General features: G+C 73.3%; 18 protein-coding genes and 1 tRNA gene. 4 read left to right on the top strand and 15 right to left on the bottom strand.

What is annotated here, in order from left to right; translation table 11 throughout:
- Positions 1-61: 61 nt before the first annotated feature.
- The gene (locus SCK26_RS22305; protein ID WP_318203086.1) at positions 62-1,231 is read left to right on the top strand and encodes a serine hydrolase domain-containing protein; all 1,170 of its coding nucleotides are present in this window, start codon (positions 62-64) and stop codon (positions 1,229-1,231) included.
- 34 nt (positions 1,232-1,265) lie between these two features.
- Here the strand turns inward: SCK26_RS22305 and SCK26_RS22300 are convergent, their stop codons facing one another.
- The 5 genes from SCK26_RS22300 to SCK26_RS22280 form a co-directional block, all read right to left on the bottom strand.
- The gene (locus SCK26_RS22300; RefSeq protein WP_318203085.1) at positions 1,266-1,544 is read right to left on the bottom strand and encodes a DUF1876 domain-containing protein; all 279 of its coding nucleotides are present in this window, start codon (positions 1,542-1,544) and stop codon (positions 1,266-1,268) included.
- A gap of 69 nt (positions 1,545-1,613) precedes the next feature.
- Positions 1,614-2,126, bottom strand: coding sequence for a YbaK/EbsC family protein (locus SCK26_RS22295; RefSeq protein ID WP_318203084.1), 513 nt, complete (start codon positions 2,124-2,126; stop codon positions 1,614-1,616).
- A 32-nt stretch (positions 2,127-2,158) separates the two neighbouring features.
- Positions 2,159-2,353, bottom strand: a complete 195-nt coding sequence (locus tag SCK26_RS22290; protein WP_318203083.1) for a hypothetical protein — start codon at positions 2,351-2,353, stop codon at positions 2,159-2,161.
- 330 nt (positions 2,354-2,683) lie between these two features.
- A complete protein-coding gene (locus SCK26_RS22285; RefSeq protein WP_318203082.1) occupies positions 2,684-4,888 on the bottom strand; it encodes an MMPL family transporter in 2,205 nt (734 codons plus the stop codon).
- A 116-nt stretch (positions 4,889-5,004) separates the two neighbouring features.
- Positions 5,005-5,598: a TetR/AcrR family transcriptional regulator gene (locus SCK26_RS22280; protein ID WP_318203081.1), complete on the bottom strand. Its 594-nt coding sequence runs from the start codon at positions 5,596-5,598 to the stop codon at positions 5,005-5,007.
- Positions 5,599-5,784: 186 nt separating this feature from the next.
- On the opposite strand from SCK26_RS22280, the gene SCK26_RS22275 reads away from it, so the two are divergent.
- Positions 5,785-9,102: a S41 family peptidase gene (locus SCK26_RS22275; RefSeq protein WP_318203080.1), complete on the top strand. Its 3,318-nt coding sequence runs from the start codon at positions 5,785-5,787 to the stop codon at positions 9,100-9,102.
- A 54-nt stretch (positions 9,103-9,156) separates the two neighbouring features.
- Here SCK26_RS22275 and SCK26_RS22270 read toward each other — a convergent pair whose 3' ends face one another.
- From SCK26_RS22270 to SCK26_RS22255, 4 genes are all read right to left on the bottom strand, one after another.
- Positions 9,157-9,375: a hypothetical protein gene (locus SCK26_RS22270; RefSeq protein ID WP_318203079.1), complete on the bottom strand. Its 219-nt coding sequence runs from the start codon at positions 9,373-9,375 to the stop codon at positions 9,157-9,159.
- 88 nt (positions 9,376-9,463) lie between these two features.
- On the bottom strand, positions 9,464-10,348 hold the full coding sequence (locus tag SCK26_RS22265) for an SDR family oxidoreductase (protein ID WP_318203078.1): 885 nt from the start codon (positions 10,346-10,348) through the stop codon (positions 9,464-9,466).
- Positions 10,345-11,265 carry an alpha/beta hydrolase gene (locus tag SCK26_RS22260; protein WP_318203077.1) on the bottom strand — a complete coding sequence of 307 codons (921 nt, stop codon included), beginning with the start codon at positions 11,263-11,265 and terminating at the stop codon, positions 10,345-10,347. The genes SCK26_RS22265 and SCK26_RS22260 overlap by 4 nt, the downstream gene beginning before the upstream one ends.
- Entirely contained in the window at positions 11,262-12,770 is a 1,509-nt protein-coding gene (locus SCK26_RS22255; protein WP_318203076.1) for an NAD(P)/FAD-dependent oxidoreductase, read from the bottom strand. Before SCK26_RS22255 ends, SCK26_RS22260 begins: the two co-directional genes overlap by 4 nt.
- Positions 12,771-12,903: 133 nt before the next feature.
- On the opposite strand from SCK26_RS22255, the gene SCK26_RS22250 reads away from it, so the two are divergent.
- A complete protein-coding gene (locus tag SCK26_RS22250; protein WP_318203075.1) occupies positions 12,904-13,569 on the top strand; it encodes a MerR family transcriptional regulator in 666 nt (221 codons plus the stop codon).
- Between the two features lie 18 nt (positions 13,570-13,587).
- On the opposite strand, the gene SCK26_RS22245 is transcribed toward SCK26_RS22250, so the two are convergent.
- Positions 13,588-14,391 carry an exodeoxyribonuclease III gene (locus SCK26_RS22245; RefSeq protein ID WP_318203074.1) on the bottom strand — a complete coding sequence of 268 codons (804 nt, stop codon included), beginning with the start codon at positions 14,389-14,391 and terminating at the stop codon, positions 13,588-13,590.
- A gap of 80 nt (positions 14,392-14,471) precedes the next feature.
- On the opposite strand from SCK26_RS22245, the gene SCK26_RS22240 reads away from it, so the two are divergent.
- A complete protein-coding gene (locus SCK26_RS22240; protein ID WP_318203073.1) occupies positions 14,472-14,948 on the top strand; it encodes a GNAT family N-acetyltransferase in 477 nt (158 codons plus the stop codon).
- Positions 14,949-15,054: 106 nt separating this feature from the next.
- On the opposite strand, the gene SCK26_RS22235 is transcribed toward SCK26_RS22240, so the two are convergent.
- From SCK26_RS22235 to moaC, 5 genes are all read right to left on the bottom strand, one after another.
- Positions 15,055-15,128 (bottom strand) — tRNA-Ala (locus SCK26_RS22235).
- Positions 15,129-15,210: 82 nt separating this feature from the next.
- A complete protein-coding gene (glpR, locus tag SCK26_RS22230) occupies positions 15,211-16,431 on the bottom strand; it encodes a gephyrin-like molybdotransferase receptor GlpR (protein ID WP_318203072.1) in 1,221 nt (406 codons plus the stop codon).
- Positions 16,432-16,558: 127 nt separating this feature from the next.
- The gene (locus SCK26_RS22225) at positions 16,559-17,197 is read right to left on the bottom strand and encodes a GNAT family protein (RefSeq protein ID WP_318206066.1); all 639 of its coding nucleotides are present in this window, start codon (positions 17,195-17,197) and stop codon (positions 16,559-16,561) included.
- Entirely contained in the window at positions 17,194-17,694 is a 501-nt protein-coding gene (locus SCK26_RS22220) for a molybdenum cofactor biosynthesis protein B (RefSeq protein ID WP_318203071.1), read from the bottom strand. The genes SCK26_RS22225 and SCK26_RS22220 overlap by 4 nt, the downstream gene beginning before the upstream one ends.
- Positions 17,691-18,170, bottom strand: coding sequence for a cyclic pyranopterin monophosphate synthase MoaC (gene moaC, locus SCK26_RS22215; RefSeq protein ID WP_181795966.1), 480 nt, complete (start codon positions 18,168-18,170; stop codon positions 17,691-17,693). Before moaC ends, SCK26_RS22220 begins: the two co-directional genes overlap by 4 nt.
- Between the last annotated feature and the right edge of the window lie 85 nt (positions 18,171-18,255).

The following is an 18,255-nucleotide window of genomic DNA, read 5'->3' as shown; positions in this document are numbered from 1 at the left end:
ATCGCAGGTGCGCACCCCCGGTTGCACCCACTGTCGCAGGCGATCGGAAGGGACGGCGGACGTGGACGTGAACGGCACAGTGGCCGGGGGCTTCGAGCCGGTCGGGGAGGCGTTCGCCGCGAACTTCGCGCGGCTCGGCGAGCGCGGCGCGGCCGTCACGGTCTACCGCGACGGTCACCGGGTGGTGCACCTGTGGGCCGGCAGCCGGGACATCGACGGCGGGGCCGGCGCGGCGCCCTGGGAGCCCGGCACCGCGCAGGTCGTGCGCTCGGCCACCAAGGGCGTGGCCGCCGCCGCCCTGCTGCTCCTGCACCAGCGCGGCGAACTGGACCTGGACGCGCCCGTCGGCACGTACTGGCCCGAGTTCAAGGCGGCCGGCAAGGACCGCACACGGGTGTGGCACCTGCTGGCGCACCGGGCGGGCGTGCCCGTGCTGGACCGTCCGCTGACCCCGGCCGAGGCCGCCGACCCCGACCTCGGCGCCGCGGCCGTCGCCGCCCAGGCGCCGGTGTGGGAGCCGGGCACGGACCACGGCTACCACGCCCAGACCTACAGCTGGCTCACCGGCGAACTGCTCCGCCGGGTCACCGGCCGCCCGGTGGGCGCGTGGATCGCCGAGGAGATCGCCGGGCCCGTCGGCGCGGAGCTGTGGCTCGGGCTGCCGGAGGCGGAGCGGGCGCGGGCGGGCCGGGTCGGGCCGGCCGAGGCGCCCGAGACGGCGGGCGGACCGAGGATCCGGCCCAAGCGCGCGATGGCCGAGGCCTACGCCGACCCCGACTCCCTCACCCGCCGCGCCTTCGCCGCGATCACCCCGCTGCCGGACGAGAACGACCCCGGCTACCGGGCCGCCGCCCTGCCCGCCTCCAACGGCATCGCCACGGCCGACGGCCTGGCCCGCTTCTACGCCGCGCTGATCGGCGAGGTGGACGGCGGCAGGCGCCTGTTCACCCAGGACACCATGGAGCTGGCCCGCGCCGAGCGGTCCGCCGGGCCGGACCGGGTGCTGGTGGCCGGCACCCGCTTCGGCCTCGGCTACATGCTGCACGGCGCCGCGTCCCCGCTGCTCTCCCCCGGCTCCTTCGGCCACCCCGGCCGCGGCGGCGCCCTCGCCTTCGCCGACCCGGAGTCCGGCATCGCCTTCGGCTACGTCACCAACGGCTTCCGCGCCGGCGTGACGGCGGACCCGAGGGCGCAGGCGCTGGTGCGGGCCGTCCGCACGGCGCTCGCCTGATCCGCGCACGCGCCCGGCGCACGCCGGGCGCGGGTCAGACGTGGATCGGGTGCGAGGTCCGTCCGGACGCCGAGTCGATCTCCTCGTGGGCCTTGGTCAGCAGCCGCATGGCCAGCTCGTTCAGGGCGCGGGCGCCGGCGATCTCCTCGCCGACCCGGGGCTGGTTCGCGTCGACCTGGTGCCTGCTGGCCCGGCCGTGCGCCCGTACCTCGGTGCCGTCGGGCAGACGCACCAGGGCCGCCGCGCGCGTGTGCAGGTCGTCCTCCTCCTTGAACTCCAGCTCGACGTGCCATCCGACAGCGGTGTGCATCATCACCACCACCTCCGAGAATCGCTGCTTCCAGGGTGCGCCCTGCCACCCCGGCCCGTCATGTCGGCGGCGTCAGGCGGTGCGCTCGCGCACGTCGGCGACGGTGGCGCCCGCGTACAGCAGGAGGTCCCGCGGCGCCACGGGGAAGACGGTGTACGGCGTCCCGGCCGCCGCCCACACCAGGTCGTGCTCCAGCAGAGCGCGGTCGGCGAGGACCCGGGTGCGCGTACGGTGCCCGAAGGGCGGCACCCCGCCGATGGCGTACCCGGTGGTCTCCCGCACGACCCGCGCGTCGGCCCGGCCGACCTCCCCGGCGCCCAGTTCCTCCCGCACCCGCTCCACGTCCACCCGCGAGGCCCCGTCCATCAGCACCAGCACCGGCACCCCGTCGGCGGCGAAGACCAGGGACTTGCAGATCCGGTCCGGCTCGCACCCGATCGCGGCGGCGGCCTCGGCCGCGGTCCGGGTGGCCTCCGGGAAGCGGCGGGTGCGGGCGAGGAGGCCGTCCAGCCCGAGCGCCCGCAGCGCTTCGGCGAACCGGGGGTGGGCTCCGGGGTCGTGGGCGGCGGTGTCCGTCGTCGTCATGCGGGGCACGCTACGGCACACCCGGCCGCCGCTCACGGGGATTTCGGCCCGCGGAACCGGAGGTGCCCCCCCACGGACGAGAAGGCGCCTTCATCGCGGTTGAACTTCTCGAGCCAGTCGTAGTAGCCGACGTAGTGCAGGAACGACTCGTTGCTCGTGTTGTTGTGCAAGCAGGAGATCGTCCGGACGGAACGCATTCCGGCGGAAGGAAAGTAGGCCAGTGTCACGAGTCCACATCCCGGCAAGGCGTGCGCGCCTGCTGACGGCCGCCGCCGTGCTGGCTCTGCTGTCCCCCCTGACCTCCTGTTCCTCCGCGTCCACGGCCGTCGAGGCCTCATAAGCAAGCAGGCCGCCTCCGCGACCACGGGGGAACTGGAAGGCACCTACGTGGGCGAGGCCGACGCCAAGGGCGTGAAGATCACGCTCAAGGCATCCGGCACGTCTGCCCGGCGTTCCGCCTGCGGCCGGCCTGACGCCCGGACGGCGAAAAGCCGGTGAGGGTGCGTCCCCGTCCCCACGGGCACCCTCACCGGCCGCTCGGCCGGGGAACCGGTACGTCAGGCGCGTACCAGTTCCTTCTCCTCCTCCGGGTCGGCGTGGGCGCGCAGGCCCTCGCCCTCGACGTCCACGTTGGGCAGCGCACGGTCCAGCCACTTCGGCAGCCACCAGGCGCGCTTGCCGAGCAGGGCGAGGACCGCCGGGACGATGGCCATGCGGACGACGAACGCGTCGAAGAAGACGGCGATCGCGAGGCCGAAGCCGATCATCTTGACCATCGACTCGCTGGAGCCGATGAAGCCGGAGAAGACGGCGATCATGATGACGGCGGCGGCGGTCACGACCCGGGCGCCGTGCTTGAAGCCGGTCACGACGGCCTGGCCGGGCGTCTCGCCGTGGACGTACGCCTCCCGCATCCGGGTCACGAGGAACACCTCGTAGTCCATCGCGAGGCCGAAGACGACGCCCACCATGAAGATCGGCATCATCGACATGACCGGTCCGGTCTGCTCGACGTTCATCAGGCCGGCGAGCCAGCCCCACTGGAAGACCGCGACGACGGCGCCGAGCGCGGCGAGCACCGACAGCAGGAAGCCGAGGGCCGCCTTCAGCGGGACCAGGACCGAGCGGAACACCACGATCAGCAGCAGGAACGCGAGGCCGACCACCAGCGCCAGGTACGGCAGCAGCGCGTCGTTCAGCTTCTGCGAGACATCGATGTTCATCGCCGTGGAGCCGGTGACCAGCACCTTGGCGTCGGTGTCCCGGGTGATCTCCGCGCCCTTGTCACGGATGGCGTGCACCAGGTCCTCGGTGGTGACCGAGGACGGCTTGGAGTTCGGCACCACGGTGATCGTCGCGGTGTCGCCGGCCTTGTTGGGCGCGGCCGGGGTGACCGTGACGACGTTCTTCAGGCCCTTGATCTCCTCGCCGACCTTGGCGAAGGCGTCCTTGGGCGCGGCGCTGTCCTTGGCGTCGACGACGACCATCAGCGGGCCGTTGAAGCCGGGGCCGAAGCCCTCGGAGAGCAGGTCGTAGGCGCGGCGCTGGGTGGTGGAGACGGGCTGGGAGCCGTCGTCGGGCAGGCCCAGTTCCAGGGACGCGGCCGGGAGCGCCGCGGCGCCGAGGCCGAGCACGCCGAGCACCAGCACGGCGACCGGACGGCGGACGACGAACCGGGCCCAGCGGGTGCCCATGTTGGGCCGGCCGGGCCGCTTGGGCGTACGGCCGCCGCCGAGCAGCCTGCTCTTCTCGCCGGTCGGCTTGATCTTGCGGCCGGCGTAGCCGAGCAGCGCCGGGATCATGGTCAGGGCGATGAGGACGGCGATGGCGACCGTGCCCGCCGCCGCGACGCCCATCTTCGTCAGCATCGGGATGTTGACGACGGACAGGCCGACCAGGGCGATCACGACGGTCAGGCCGGCGAAGACCACCGCGGAGCCCGCCGTGCCGACGGCGCGTCCGGCGGCCTCCTCGCGCTCGCGGCCCTCGGCGAGTTCCGCGCGGTAGCGGGAGACGATGAACAGGGCGTAGTCGATGCCGACGGCGAGGCCGATCATCGTGGCCAGGGTGGACGTGGTGGAGCCCAGGTCCAGGGCGGAGGCCAGCGCGGTGATCGAGGCGACGCCGATGCCGACGCCGATGATCGCGGTCAGCAGCGGCAGCCCGGCGGCGAGCAGCGAGCCGAAGGTGATGACGAGGACGACGGCGGCGATCGCGATGCCGATGATCTCGCTGGAGCCGGTCTCCGGCGTCGCGTTCAGCGCGTCACCGCCGATCTCGACGCTCAGCCCGGCGTCCCGGGCGTGCTGCGCGGCCTTTTCGAGGTCGTCGCGGGTGGAGTCCTCCAGCTCCATGCCGGAGACCTTGTACTTCACCGACGCGTACGCGACGGCGCCGTTCTTGCTGACGGCGTGCCCGGTGTAGGGGTCGGCGACGGAGGCGACCTCGGGGCCGCCGCCCAGTTCCTCGACGGTCTTCTCGACGGCCGCCTTGTTACCGGCGTCCGTCATCTTCTCGCCGCTCGGGGCCTTGAAGACGACCCGGGCGGTGGCGCCGTCGGCGCTCATCCCGGGGAAGCGCTGTTCCAGCAGGTCGAAGGCCTTCTGTGCCTCGGTGCCCGGGATGGAGAAAGAGGTGTTGCCAGGGGTCGGCGCGGAGGCGGCGCCCACCCCGGCGAGGGTGAGCAGCGCGACCCATATCAGCGCGACGAAGTGCCGTCGCCGGAAGGCGAACCGGCCGATTCTGTAGAGAAACGTGGCCACTTGGGGCGTACTCCCGGTCAGGTCGTGGGTTCAGTCTGGGCAGGGGTGATCAGCCCGACGACGTGAGCGGTGACGTCAGTGGTGGGCTTGCTGGGGAAGTGGGGTGTCCGTCGGTTTCAGACGCCGAGGGCGGGGAGGACCACGGCGTCGATGTACGAAAGGAGGAAGTCCTGCGTCGGCGGCTGTTCGTCGATCATGGTGCGGGCGGCGAACGCGCCGATCATCATGTGGAGCACGAAGCCGGCCGCGGGGTTGTCCGCACGGACCTCGCCCCGCTCGACCGCCCGCCGGAGCACCCGGCGCAGTTCGGCCATCTCCGGTTCGATGAGGTGTTCCCGGAACGCCTTCAGCAGGTCCGGGTTGCCGTGCACCGCCATGGCCAGGCCCCGCATCAGCGCGGAGTTCTGCTCCATCTCGCAGTCGTCGCCGCGCAGGATGAGGGCGTGCAGGTCGCCCTTGAGCGACCCGGTGTCGACGTCCGCGGCCCGGCCCGGCTTGCCGTGCCGGACGGCTTTCGCCACCAGTTCGGCCTTGCCGCCCCACTGGCGGTAGAGCGTGGCCTTGCTGGAGCGGGTGCGGGCGGCGACGGCGTCCATGGTGAGGGCGTCGTAACCGACCTCCCGGAGCAGGTCGAGCACGGCCTCGTACAACTCGGCCTCGCGCTCGGGCGTGATCCGGCTGCGGCGCGTCGTCGCGACGCCTTCGGTCATGCCGCTCACCTCCCCTCCGGTTCTTCCGTTCGTACCACCGAAGATACCCCGGCCGCCATACGAAACGAAACCGTTTCGTACGTGTGCTGGGTCACGAAGGTGAAGGTGCCATAAGGGAAAGGTGAAGAGCCCATAAGGTCCCGCACACCAGGCCACGAGTTGCCGGTGCCCGGTGCCCGGAAAAGCATGGGGAGGGTGAGCTATCTGCGCTTTCCCCACCTCAGCGGCGACCTGCTGTGCTTCGTGGCCGAGGACGACCTCTGGCTGGCCCGCCTCGGCGCCCCGGACCGCGCCTGGCGGCTCACCGCGGACCGCACCAAGGCCGGCCATCCGCGCTTCTCCCCCGACGGCCGCCACATCGCGTACACCTCCTGGCGCAGCCTCGTCCCCGAGATCCATCTCGTCGACGTCGACGGCGGCGGGCCCGCGCGCCGGCTGACGTACTGGGGCGGCGTCGACACCCAGGTGTGCGGCTGGAGTCCGGACGGCGACATCCTGGCCGTCGCCTCCCACGGCCAGCCCTTCTCCCACTTCACCTGGGCCTACAAGGTGCCGCCCGACGGCGGCCCGGGCGCCCGGCTGCCCTGGGGACCGGTCTCCGACATCCAGGTCACCGGCCTCGGCGGCGAACGCCGGACCCTGCTGCTCACCGGCACCCCGCCGCACGAACCGGCCTCCTGGAAGCGCTACCGCGGCGGCGCCACGGGCCGGCTGTGGCTGCACGGGCAGCGGCTGCTGCCGGACCTCGACGGCCATCTGGCCTGCCCCGTGTTCGTCGCCGGCCGGATCGCCTTCCTCTCCGACCACGAGGGCGTCGGCAACCTCTACTCCTGCGCTCCCGACGGCACCGGCCTGCGCCGCCACACCGACCACGACGCGTTCTACGCCCGGCACGCCGCCAGTGACGGCAGCCGGGTGGTGTACCAGTGCGCGGGCGACCTGTGGCTGGTGGACGACCTCTCGCCCGGCGCCGCACCGCGCCGGCTCGACGTCCGGCTCGCCGGCCCGCGCACCGGCCGCCGCCGCTACCAGGTGCCGGCCGCGCAGCACGTCGACGGCATCTCCGTGGACGAGACGGGCCGGGCCAGCGCGGTCGTCGTCCGCGGCAGCCTGTACTGGCTCACCCACCGCGACGGCCCGGCCCGCACGATCACCGAGACCCCCGGCGTACGCGTCCGGCTGCCGGAGATGCTCGGTTCCACCGGGACGATCGCCTACGTCACCGACGCCGGAGGCGCGGACGCCGTCGAGACCGCCCGGCTCCCCCGCGCCACCGGCGACCGCGCGCCCCGCCGGCTCGCCTCCGGCGTCCTCGGCCGCGTGCTGGAGCTGGTCTCCGACCCGCTCGGCGAACGGCTGGCGGTCGCCTCGCACGACGGACGGCTGCTGCTCATCGACGTACCCGAAGACGGCGTACCGGAAGACGGCGTACCGGCAGGCGACGCACCGCAGGCCACCGAGGAGGCGGCCGCGGACGGCACGGACCCGGTCACCGAGCTGACCCGCTCCGTCAACGGCCCCGTCCGCGACCTCGCCTTCTCCCCGGACGGCGCCTGGCTCACCTGGTCGCACCCCGGGATCGGCCGCACCCTCAGGCAGATCAAGCTGGCCCGCATCAAGGACCGGCTGATCGTGGACGTGACCAACGGCCGCTTCGAGGACGAGAACCCGGTCTTCACCCGCGACGGCCGCTATCTCGCCTTCCTCTCCTGGCGCGGCTTCGACCCGGTCTACGACGTGCACACCGGCGACCTGTCCTTCCCGCTCGGCTGCCGCCCCTACCTCGTCCCGCTGTCGTCCGCGACCCCCTCCCCCTTCGCCCTCAACCCGGAGGGCCGGCCGGCCGCCGGCGGGCTGGACCCGCTGGAGGACGAGGAGACCGGCGAGGCCGGCACGGTCACGGTCGAGGTGGAGGGGCTGGCGAACCGCGTCACGCCGTTCCCGGTGATCGCCTCCAAGTACTCCGGGCTGTCCCCGGTCGCCGGCGGCGGACTGGTCTGGCTGCGCTGGCCGATCTCCGGCGCGCTCGGCGAGACCTTCGTCAATCCGGCCGACATCAGCGGCCGCCCGACCCTGGAGCACTTCTCCCTCACCAAGGCCAAGAAGTCCGAACTGGTCGACCACCTGGACTGGTTCACGGTGAGCGGCGACGGCACCCGGCTGGTCGTGGTGGACGAGGGCGATCTGCGGGCGGTGCCGTCGACGGAGACGGGCGACAGCGACACGACCGTGTGGATCGACGTGCGCCGGATCCTGCACGAGGTCGACCCGCCCGCCGAATGGCGCCAGGCGTACGCCGAGGCGGGCCGGCTGATCCGGGCCTACTTCTGGGACCCGGGCATGTGCGGCATCGACTGGGACGCCGTCCTCGACCAGTACCGTCCGCTGGTCGAACGGGTCGCCTCACCCGACGAGTTCGCCGATCTGCTGCGCGAGGTCCTCGGCGAACTCGGCACCTCGCACGCCTATGTCACCGCCGCCCGCCGCAACGAGGGGCCGCCCCACTACCAGCGCCGGCAGGGCCTCCTCGGCGCCAACTTCGTCTGCCGCGACGGCCGCTGGCTGGTGCGGCGCATCCTGCCCGGCGACTCCTCCGACTCCCGGGCCCGCTCCCCGCTGGCCGGCACCGGCATCCGCGAGGGCGCCGTCCTCACCCATGTCGACGGCCGCCCGGTCGACCCGGTGGCCGGCCCCTATCCGCTGCTCGCCGGCTCGGGCGGCACGACCGTGGAGCTGACGTTCACCCCGCCGGACGGCGCGCCCGGCGGACCCCGGCGGGTCGCCGTCGTCCCGCTCGTCGACGAACGGCCGCTGCGCTACCAGGACTGGGTGGCCAAACGCCGCCAGGTCGTCCGCGAGCTGAGCGAGGGACGGTGCGGCTATCTGCACATCCCCGACATGGGCGGCTCCGGCTGGGCCCAGTTCAACCGCGACCTGCGCATGGAGATGTCCCGGCCCGCGCTGATCGTGGACGTGCGCGGCAACGCGGGCGGCCACATCAGCGAACTCGTCGTGGAGAAGCTGACCCGTACGATCCTCGGCTGGGACCTGACCCGGGACGCACAACCGGTGTCGTACGCCTCCAACGCCCCGCGCGGTCCGGTGGTGGCCCTCGCCGACGAGGCGACCTCCTCCGACGGCGACATGATCACCGCCGCCTTCAAGCTGCTGGACCTCGGGCCGGTCGTCGGCCAGCGCACCTGGGGCGGAGTCGTCGGCATGACCGGACGGCACCGCCTCGGCGACGGCACGGTCATCACCGTCCCGATGAACGCGGCCTGGTTCGACGCCTACGGCTGGTCCGTGGAGAACCACGGCGTCGCCCCCGACGTGGAGGTCCTGCGCACCCCCGTGGACTGGGCCGAGGGCCGCTACCCGGTGCTGGGCGAGGCGGTCCGGCTCGCGCTGGAGCTGCTGGAGACCCACCCGGCGGCGGTCCCGCCGGACTACACCGGCGTGCCCGACCGGTCCCGCCCGAAGCTGCCTCCGCGGACGGCCGGATAGACAGGGGCGCGGGGTGCCCTCCGCCGGGAAGGGCACCCCGCTCATCGGTCCGGACTAGGCGTCGTAGTCCTGGTCGAACCGGTCCCGCACCTGCTGCTCCGTGTCCTCGATGTCACGGTGGTTCTGGGTGCCGCGCTGCGGCTGCTGGTCCTGCCGGCCCTGACGGCCCTGCTGGCTCCGCTCGCCGGCCTTCTGGCGGGCCTGTCCCGTCTTCTCCTTGGCCTGGTCCTTGGCCTGGCGGGACTTGTCCTGCATCTGGTCCTTCATACCCATGTGGGTTCACTCCCGTAGTGGGTGGGGGTCTGGCCCCTCGGTGGGGCCTCGACCAGATTCACACGGGCCAACACGCTGCGCATGTCGATCAGTTACGCTGCGTGGCGCGCGCCGCCTCGTCGGCCGCCCCGCCCGCGCCCACGAGCCCGGAGGACATCCCGCGCAGCCGCGGCGCGAACCGCTTCATCTCCCGCTGCCCGACCGTCCCGATGAGCGCCGGCAGGTACCCGCGCACGCCCTGCATGCCGCGCAGCCACCACTGCCCGTACACATGCGCCGAGCGCCGCTCTATCCCGGCGACGATCCGGTCCACCGCCGGACCCAGCGGATAGGTCTTGTTCGACGGCCACGGCAGCCGCTGCCGCAGCTCGCGCATCACGTCGTCGCTGTCGGCGCCGCGCACCATGTCGGTGTCGGTCCAGGACAGATAGGCCACACCGACGCGCACGCCCTGGTAACCGACCTCGGCGCGCAGACTGTGCGCGTACGCCTCCACGCCCGCCTTGGACGCGCAGTACGCCGTCATCATCGGCGCGGGCGTGAGCGCGGCCAGCGAAGCGATCTGCAGCAGATAGCCCCGGCTCTCCGCCAGCACCGGCAGGAAGGCGCGCGCGGTCACCGCCGAACCGATCAGGTTCACCTCGATCACCCGCCGCCAGGCCACCGGATCGGAGTCGGCGAACGGACCGCCGGTCGCCACACCGGCGTTGGCCACCACGATGTCGACCTTCCCGAAGCGCTCCTTCACCTCCCGCGCGACCCGGCTCATGGCCTCGTGGTCGGTGACGTCGGCGTACCAGTGGGCGCTGTCGTGGTGCAGCCGGCCGGAGACCTCCTTGAGCGCCTCCTCCTCCAGCCCGACCAGCGCCACCGCCGCCCCGCGCGCGGACAGCTTGCGCGCCAACTGCTCGCCGACGCCGCGCGCCGCTCCCGTGACGACCGCGACCTGTCCTTCGAGGCTCACCCTGCTCATGCGCCCTCCTTGATCCGCACGGGGCCGGCCCCCGTGACATACGTGCCGACAAGGTCTCGGATGCGGCCGGTCACCGTCTCCGGCGCCTCGATCGGGGTCATGTGGCCGACGCCGGTCAGCTCGGTCAGGCCCAGGCAGTGCGGCAGCGCGGCCGCCAGCGCGCGGGCGTGCACCGGAGGCGTGAGCCGGTCGGAGGTGCCGCACAGCACCGCGGTGGGCACGGCCAGCCGCCGTACGCCGTCCTCGAGATCGAGCGTGGCCAGCACCTCGGACCAGGCGTGGCGCACCGCGCGCGGACAGGCGTGCACGATCCGCGCGCATGCCCGGACCCGGTCCGGCGCGCAACCGGCGCCCATGGTGGCGTACTTGAGGATGCTCATCGCCACCGGCGTGACCGGCCCGAGCGGAGCGCGCGAGCCGAGCACCCGGCCGGTGAGCCAGGTGCGGGCGCGGCCGGCGCGCCACGGCACCACGCGCGACTCGGCGACCAGCCGCGAACTGCCCGTGCTGCACAGCAGGACGGCGGCGGCGTGCTCTTGGAAGCCGGCGCGTCCGGCGGCGGCCATCACCGTCATGCCGCCCATGGAGTGGCCGGCGATCACCGCCTTCTCGCCGGGCGCCAGCGTCGCCGCGAGCACCGCTTCGAGGTCGTCCGCCAGCGCCTCGGTGGTGCACACGGGGCTCGCGGGACTGCGCCCGTGACCCCGCTGGTCGTAGGCGATCACCCGGTGGCCGGCGGCCAGGTCCCGTATCTGCGCCGCCCAGAACGCCGTCGAGCAGGTCCAGCCGTGGGAGAGGACGACGGCGGGCGCGTCCTCGGGGCCGTGCACCTCGACGTGCAGCCGGGCGCCGTCGGCGGAGACGGCGGTCAGGGTGCGGGCGGGGACCGGCGGGGCGCAGGGCACGGGGCGGCTCACGCGAGAGCCCCGCTCCTGCGGCCGGCCACCGGCGCGGGCGCGCGGAGCACGTCGTACTCCGCCAGGTCCACCCGCCGGGTCGCGCGCCGGAACTCGGTGGTCGTGCCGGGCCAGATGGTGGTGTTGCGGCCGCTCGGGTCCAGGTACCAGCTGGTGCAGCCGCCGGTGTTCCACACGGTCCGCTTCATGCGCTCCTGGACGCGGTCGTTCCAGGAGTCCACGGCGGCGGGCCGGGCGTCCAGGGCGGTCCGGGCGCCGAGGACGTCGAGCTGGCGCAGATAGTCGGCCAGGTAGTTCAGCTGGGACTCGATCATCAGGATCATGGAGGAGTTGCCGAGGCCGGTGTTGGGCCCGATGACCGTCATGAAGTTCGGGAACCCGGCCGCCGAGGCGCCGCGCAGTGCCCGCATGCCGTTCTTCCAGGACTCCGCGAGCGTGGTCCCGTCGGCACCGACCACCCGCTCGGCGATGGGCATGTCCGTGACGTGGAAGCCGGTGCCGAAGATGATCGCGTCGGCCTCGGCCTCGGTGCCGTCGGCCGCCACCAGCGTCGAGCCGCGGACCTCGGTGAGCCCGCCGGCGACGACGTCCACGTTGGGCCGGGCGAGCGCCGGGTAGTACTCGCTGGACAGCAGGATCCGCTTGCAGCCGATGCGGTAGTCCGGGGTGAGCCTGGCGCGCAGGGCGGGGTCCTTGATGGCACGGGCCATGTTCCGCTTGGCGAGCTGCTCGACGAGCCCGAGTTCGTCCGGGTGCCTGGTGAACGCCTGCACCTGCAGCTCCCGGATGCCCCACAGCAGTCCGCGCCGGGCCTGCGCCGTGACCGGCAGCCGCCGGTGCAGCCAGCGCTCGGCCCCGCTGATGGCGCGGTCCACGCGGGGCATCACCCACGGCGGAGTGCGCTGGAAGAGGGTGAGCCGGCCGGCCTGCGGCTGGATGGCGGGCACGATCTGGATCGCGGAGGCGCCGGTGCCGACCATGGCGATCCGCTTGCCGCGCAGGTCGTAGTCGTGGTCCCAGCGGGCGGAGTGGAACACCGTGCCCGGGAAGGAGTCCAGGCCCGGGATCTCGGGGATCTTCGGGTCGGACAGCGGTCCGGTGGCGGAGACGACGACATCGGCGCGCAGCGTGCCGCGGGTGGTCTCGACGGTCCACCACAGATTGTCGTTGTCCCAGGTCATCAGCTTGACCTCGGAGTCGAACCGGATGTGCGGGCGGAGCCCGAACAGGTCGGTGACGTGTTCCAGGTAGGCGCGGATGTGGCGCTGGCCGGAGAAGGTGCGCGGCCAGTCCGGGTTGGGCGCGAAGGAGAAGGAGTACAGGTGCGAGGGCACGTCACAGGCGCACCCGGGATAGCTGTTGTCCCGCCAGGTGCCGCCGACGCTGCCGGCCCGTTCCAGGACCACGAAGTCGGTGACTCCCTCGCGGCGCAGCCGCACGGCGGCCCCGAGCCCGCCGAACCCGGACCCGATCACCGCCACCCGTACATGCTCGTGCTCGGCCATCCCGAAGCCTCCACGCATCACCTAGGAACTGTGCCAGTGAACACTGGCGCAATGGGACTGTAGAGCAGCTCCGTACTGAGCGGTAGGGGGCGGGGACGGGAAAGTTACCGGCGGTACACCTTAGGCTGCGGACGTGGCAGAGGACGCAGAGCACAGGCAGGGCCCGCGCGAGTACCGCAGGGAGGAACTGGCCCGGCTGGCCGGCATCACCGTGCGCACCCTGCGCTTCTACCGCGAACGGGGACTGCTCGCGCCGCCCCGCCGCGAGGGCCGCATCGCCTGGTACGACGACCACCACCTGGCCCGGCTGCGCACCATCGCGGCCCTGCTGGAGCGCGGCCACACCCTCAGCGGTATAGCGGAACTCGCCGAGGCCCTGGACCAGGGGCGCGATGTCGCCGACCTGCTGGGCGTCGGCCCGCCCACCGAGGAGGAGCCGGTCCGGCTCACCCCCGAGGAACTCGCCGCCCGCTTCGAGGGCGAGGTCACGCCGGAGAACCTGGCCGCCGCGATGGAGCTGGGCTATCTCGGCACCGACGGCGACCAGATCGTGCACATCAGCCGGCGGCTGCTGGACGTCTCCTCGGCACTGGTCCGCGAGGGCATCCCGCTCGCCGAGGTGCTGGCCGCCGCCGCCCGCGTCCGCGAGCACGCCGAGGCGCTGGCCGACCTGTTCGCCGACGTGATCACGCGCCACGCCCCCGAGGACGACCTGCGGCGGCTGCGCCCGCTGGCCCGCAGCGTCGTGGAGGCGGAACTCTCGCTGGCCCTGGACCGCCGGCTGAACAAGAGGGACTGAGCCGGCCCCTAACGTCGCTCAGAGGTCGTAGACGACGGTCACCGGCGCATGGTCCGACCAGCGCTCGGCGTGCGTGGCGGCCCGCTCCACGAAGCCCTTGACCGCCCGGCCGGCGAGCCCGGCAGTGGCCACGTGGTAGTCGATGCGCCAGCCCGAGTCGTTGTCGAAGGCCCGCCCCCGGTACGACCACCAGCTGTACGGCCCCTCGGCGTCCGGGTGCAGGGCGCGCACCACGTCGACGTACCCGCCCTCCCCGGCGGCGAAGACCCGTCCCAGCCACTCCCGCTCCTCGGGCAGGAAGCCGGAGTTCTTCGTGTTGCCGCGCCAGTTCTTCAGGTCCGCCTCGCGGTGGGCGATGTTCCAGTCGCCGCACACCAGCACCTCGCGCCCGTCGGCGGCGGCGCGCTCGCGCAGCTCCTTCAGGTGGACGAGGAACCCGGCCATGAAGCGGACCTTCTCGTCCTGCCGTTCGGTGCCGACCTCGCCGGAGGGCAGATAGAGGGAGGCCACGGTGACGCCGGGCAGTTCGGCCTCGACGTACCGGCCGCTGCCGTCGAACTCGGCGGAGCCGAAGCCGATCCGGACCCGGTCGGGCTCGCGCCGGGTGTAGAGGGACACGCCCGCGCGGCCCTTGGCGGCGGCCGGGGCGTGCACGACGTGCCAGCCGTCGGGCCGGCGGACCTCCTCGGGCAGCTGGTGCGGCTCGGCGCGCACCTCCTGGAGGCAGACGACGTCCGCGTCCGTCCCGGCGAGCCACTCCACGAAGCCCTTCTTCGCGGCGGCCCGCAGCCCGTTCACGTTCACCGTGGTCACAGTCAGCACCCCGGCACGATACCGGCACACTGGTCGGGGCCGGAAAATCCGGGACCGTCCACCTACTGCATAGAAGTACGATACTCAGCATGATTATACGCCGCGTTCGCTTCGATCACCCCGACGCCGTCAAGCTCAACGACGAGGTCCAGGCCGAGTACCACCTGCGCTACGGCGACGGGGGCGACGCCACGGCCTTGGCGGCCGAGGACTTCGATCCGCCCCGGGGCGTGTTCCTGATCGCGTACGACGAGCGGGACCGCCCGGTGGCGACCGGCGGCTGGCGCAGCCAGGACCGCAACGCCGAGGGCAACGAGGACGGCGACGCCGAGCTGAAGCGCATGTACGTCGTCGAGGAGATGCGCGGCCGGGGCCTGGCCCGCCGCATCCTCGCCGACCTGGAGGAGGACGCCCGCGCGGCCGGCCGGGTCCGGATGGTCCTGGAGACGGGCACCAAGCAGCCGGAGGCCATCGCGCTGTACACCTCCAGCGGCTACGAGCCGTGCCCCAAGTTCGGCTACTACCGCCACCACGAGGAGAGCCTCTGCTACGCCAAGCGCCTGTGAACCGCGGGGCCGCCGGGCGCCGGAGGCGTCGTCCGGCGCCCTCGGCGCCGGCGGGAACGACGAAGATCCCGCCGGTCGTGATGACCGACGGGATCTCATCGTGCAGTGGACCTGAGGGGATTTGAACCCCTGGCCCCCTCGATGCGAACGAGGTGCGCTACCGGACTGCGCCACAGGCCCTTGCAACGAGTGAAACTCTAGCATCCCGATCCGGGTGCTTGGAAATCCGCTCCCTGACTGGTCAGGACGCGGGTGAGCGGGGTCACTCGTTGGCGGCGCGGGGCCGGTCGCCGTCCTCGTACTGGTCGAACAGCGGGGTGCGGCCGCGCTCCCGGGCCCGGCGTGCCGAGGCGGGGCCGGCGCCGCGCGAGCGGGACCGCGGCTGCGGGCGGGCGGCGCCGCGGGCGTCCGCCGGCCGGTCCGCCGCGGCCGGCTCCGGCCGCTCGCCCGTCCCGCCTTCCGGCGCACGGCTCGCCTCCTGCTCCGGCAGGGCCGTGCTGGACCGCGCCGAACTCCAGGTGTCCGGCGCCCCGAGGTCCACGTCGGAGGTGGCGCGCGGGGCGACGGGCGCGGTGACGTAGGTCGGCAGGGGCACCGGCACCGGGTCCCAGCTCTCGCCGTGTCCGGGCCTGCGCTGCCGCTCGCGCTGCTGGTCGACCCACTCGGCGTGGTCGGTCTGCTCCACCAGGGCGCGCCGGTCGGCTGCGAGCGCGGACAGCTCCGCGTCCTCCGCGCCGGGGTCCTGGTCCGCGTCCGGCTCCTCGGCGCCGGGCGCCTCCTCTTGGGCGGCGCGCCGGCGCGGCTGGCGTTCGCGCAGGCGCTGGGCGGCGGCCTCGGCGAGGCGGCGGTCCATCTGGTAGGCGAAGCGGCGGCGCTCCTGTGCCCGCAGATAGGCGATGTAGGCGCTGAGCAGGACGGCCGGGACGCCGGGCGCCCACAGGAAGGCGAGCCCGCCCACGGCGGCGATGATCGTGCCGAGGGTGAAGGCGAGGAAGAGCATCACCGTGGTGCGCCGGCGGCGCGCGAGCACCTTCGAGCGCTGGGCGCGCGCGGCGGCCGTCTGCGCCGAGGGCGTGTGCCGCGCCACCGGTTCCCGCCGTGGTGCGGGCACGGGGACGGGATCGGGCGCCGGCGCGGGGGTCTGGTCGCGGGCCGGCTCGGCGCTCTCGGGCGCCTCCGGCTCGGCGTCCAGGCCGGGCTGACGGCGGGTCGGAGGCACGGCGAAGGCCCGGACGTCCACCGCATCGGTGACGGCGTCCGGGTCGACGGCGTCCGGCTCCCCCTCCTGGGCGGAGCGCGCCCGCAGGTCCCTGGCGTACCGGCGCTCCATGCCCGCCCGTCCGGAAAGCAGCCGGATGGCGGTGCTGAAGCGTTCCGTCGGACGGGCCTCGTTCAGCTCGTCCTGCCTACGGAGCCACATCGGCACCAAGTAGGCGGCCCAGGCCCCGACAATGACTGCGTAGATGAGGCCGCTGCTGCTCACGCCTCACACGGTAGAGGGGTTTGCGTGAGGCCATCCGCCAATTGGGCCGGTGTGTCGCACGATCTGGCTGATATTTCCAGCTTTTTTTACGACCGATGCGCCGCGATTAATCGAACGTATTTTCCCTTTATTGGCTCTCGCTGCGCTGGGCCCGCTGGGAGCGTGCCCGGTGCCACCGCGCGAGCAAACCGTCGGGCACCTCTTCCGCGGTGAGCGCGAAGACGAGATGGTCGCGCCAGGCGCCGTCGATGTGCAGATAGCGCGGGCGCAGTCCCTCCTCGCGGAATCCGAGTTTCTCCACCACGCGCCGGCTCGGCCGGTTCTCGGGCCGGATGCAGACCTCGATGCGGTGCAGGCCGACGGTGCGGAAACAGTGGTCCACCGCGAGCGCGACCGCCGTCGGCACCACCCCGCGCCCGGCCACCGCCTCGTCCACCCAGTACCCGATGTGCCCCGAGCACATCGATCCCCAGGTGATCCCGGCGACCGTCAACTGCCCTGCCAGCCGCCCCTGGTACTCGATGACGAACGGCAGCATCCGGCCCGCGCCGGCCTCGGAGCGCAGGTGCCGGACCATCTGGCGGTAGGTCGGCCGGTGCGCGACCGGCCCGCTCGGCGCGGGCGGCGGGATGGTCGCCTCCCAGGGGCGCAGCCAGTCGCGGTTGCGCCGGTTCACCTCGCGCCAGGCCCGCTGGTCGCGCAGCTTTATCGGCCGGAGGACGACCTCGCCGTCCGCCAGCTCGACGGGCCAGGAAGGGCTGTTCAGCTCGCACCCCCACTGCCGGGTCTCGGGTGGTCGCCGCCGCGGATCTGGTCGACGGCGTGGGTCAGCAGCGGCTCCAGCACCGCGAGGCCGTCGCGCACCCCGCCGGTCGACCCGGGCAGGTTCACGACCAGCGTCCGGCCGGCCACGCCCGCCAGGCCCCGCGACAGCGCGGCGGTCGGCACCTTCTCCCGCCCGTGGGCGCGGATGGCCTCGGCGATGCCCGGCACCTCGCGGTCGAGCACCGCGCGGGTGGCCTCCGGAGTGCGGTCGGTGGGCGAGACGCCGGTGCCGCCGGTGGTGACGACGACGTCGTACCCGGCGGCCACGGCCGCGCGCAGGGCCTCCTCCACGGGAGCGCCGTCACGGACGACCCGGGGGCCGTCCACGTCGAATCCGAGGCTGCGCAGGCCGTCGGCGACCAGCGGGCCGCCCTTGTCCGCGTAGACACCCGCAGCGGCCCGGTTGGAGGCGGTGATCACCAGGGCGCGGTAGCTCATGCCCGGCTCCAGTCGCCCGACTTGCCGCCCGTCTTCTCCTCCACCCGTACGTCCGTGATGACCGCCCCCTTGTCGACCGCCTTGACCATGTCGACCACGGTGAGCGCGGCGACCGTCACCGCGGTGAGGGCCTCCATCTCGACGCCCGTGCGGTCCGTGGTCTTCACGGTGGCCCGGATCTCCACGGCGTCGTCCGCGACCGACAGGTCCAGTGTCACACCGGACACCGACAACGGATGGCACAGGGGGATCAGGTCCGGTGTCCGCTTGGCGCCCATGATCCCGGCGATGCGCGCGGTGGCCAGGGCGTCGCCCTTGGGCATCCCCTCACCGCGCAGCAGCCCGACCACACGGGGCGAGACCAGGACCCGGCCGCTGGCACGGGCGGTGCGCGCGGTCACGTCCTTCCCGGACACGTCGACCATGCGGGCCGCACCCGCCTCGTCGATGTGCGTCAGCCGTTCCTGCGTACTCATGCTGTGGCGCTCCCGGTCCGGGCCCGCGCGGTGCGGAGCGCGGGCCTGCTGTGCGCGCAACGGTACCGCCAAGGCGGGCCGGGCA

Source organism: Streptomyces sp. SCL15-4 (assembly GCF_033366695.1).
Lineage (GTDB): Bacteria > Actinomycetota > Actinomycetes > Streptomycetales > Streptomycetaceae > Streptomyces.
This window is presented reverse-complemented; position numbering and strand designations above follow the sequence as displayed.

What these genes read in the sequence shown, in the direction of transcription:
- SCK26_RS22280 (WP_318203081.1), bottom strand. Translation starts at nt 5,598, where the DNA reads ATGACCGAAGGCGTCGCGACGACGCGCCGCAGCCGGATCACGCCCGAG.
- SCK26_RS22275 (WP_318203080.1), top strand. Translation starts at nt 5,785, where the DNA reads ATGGGGAGGGTGAGCTATCTGCGCTTTCCCCACCTCAGCGGCGACCTG.
- moaC (WP_181795966.1), bottom strand. Translation starts at nt 18,170, where the DNA reads ATGAGTACGCAGGAACGGCTGACGCACATCGACGAGGCGGGTGCGGCC.
- SCK26_RS22255 (WP_318203076.1), bottom strand. Translation starts at nt 12,770, where the DNA reads ATGGCCGAGCACGAGCATGTACGGGTGGCGGTGATCGGGTCCGGGTTC.
- SCK26_RS22240 (WP_318203073.1), top strand. Translation starts at nt 14,472, where the DNA reads ATGATTATACGCCGCGTTCGCTTCGATCACCCCGACGCCGTCAAGCTC.
- SCK26_RS22295 (WP_318203084.1), bottom strand. Translation starts at nt 2,126, where the DNA reads ATGACGACGACGGACACCGCCGCCCACGACCCCGGAGCCCACCCCCGG.
- SCK26_RS22220 (WP_318203071.1), bottom strand. Translation starts at nt 17,694, where the DNA reads ATGAGCTACCGCGCCCTGGTGATCACCGCCTCCAACCGGGCCGCTGCG.
- SCK26_RS22300 (WP_318203085.1), bottom strand. Translation starts at nt 1,544, where the DNA reads ATGATGCACACCGCTGTCGGATGGCACGTCGAGCTGGAGTTCAAGGAG.
- SCK26_RS22265 (WP_318203078.1), bottom strand. Translation starts at nt 10,348, where the DNA reads ATGAGCAGGGTGAGCCTCGAAGGACAGGTCGCGGTCGTCACGGGAGCG.
- SCK26_RS22270 (WP_318203079.1), bottom strand. Translation starts at nt 9,375, where the DNA reads ATGGGTATGAAGGACCAGATGCAGGACAAGTCCCGCCAGGCCAAGGAC.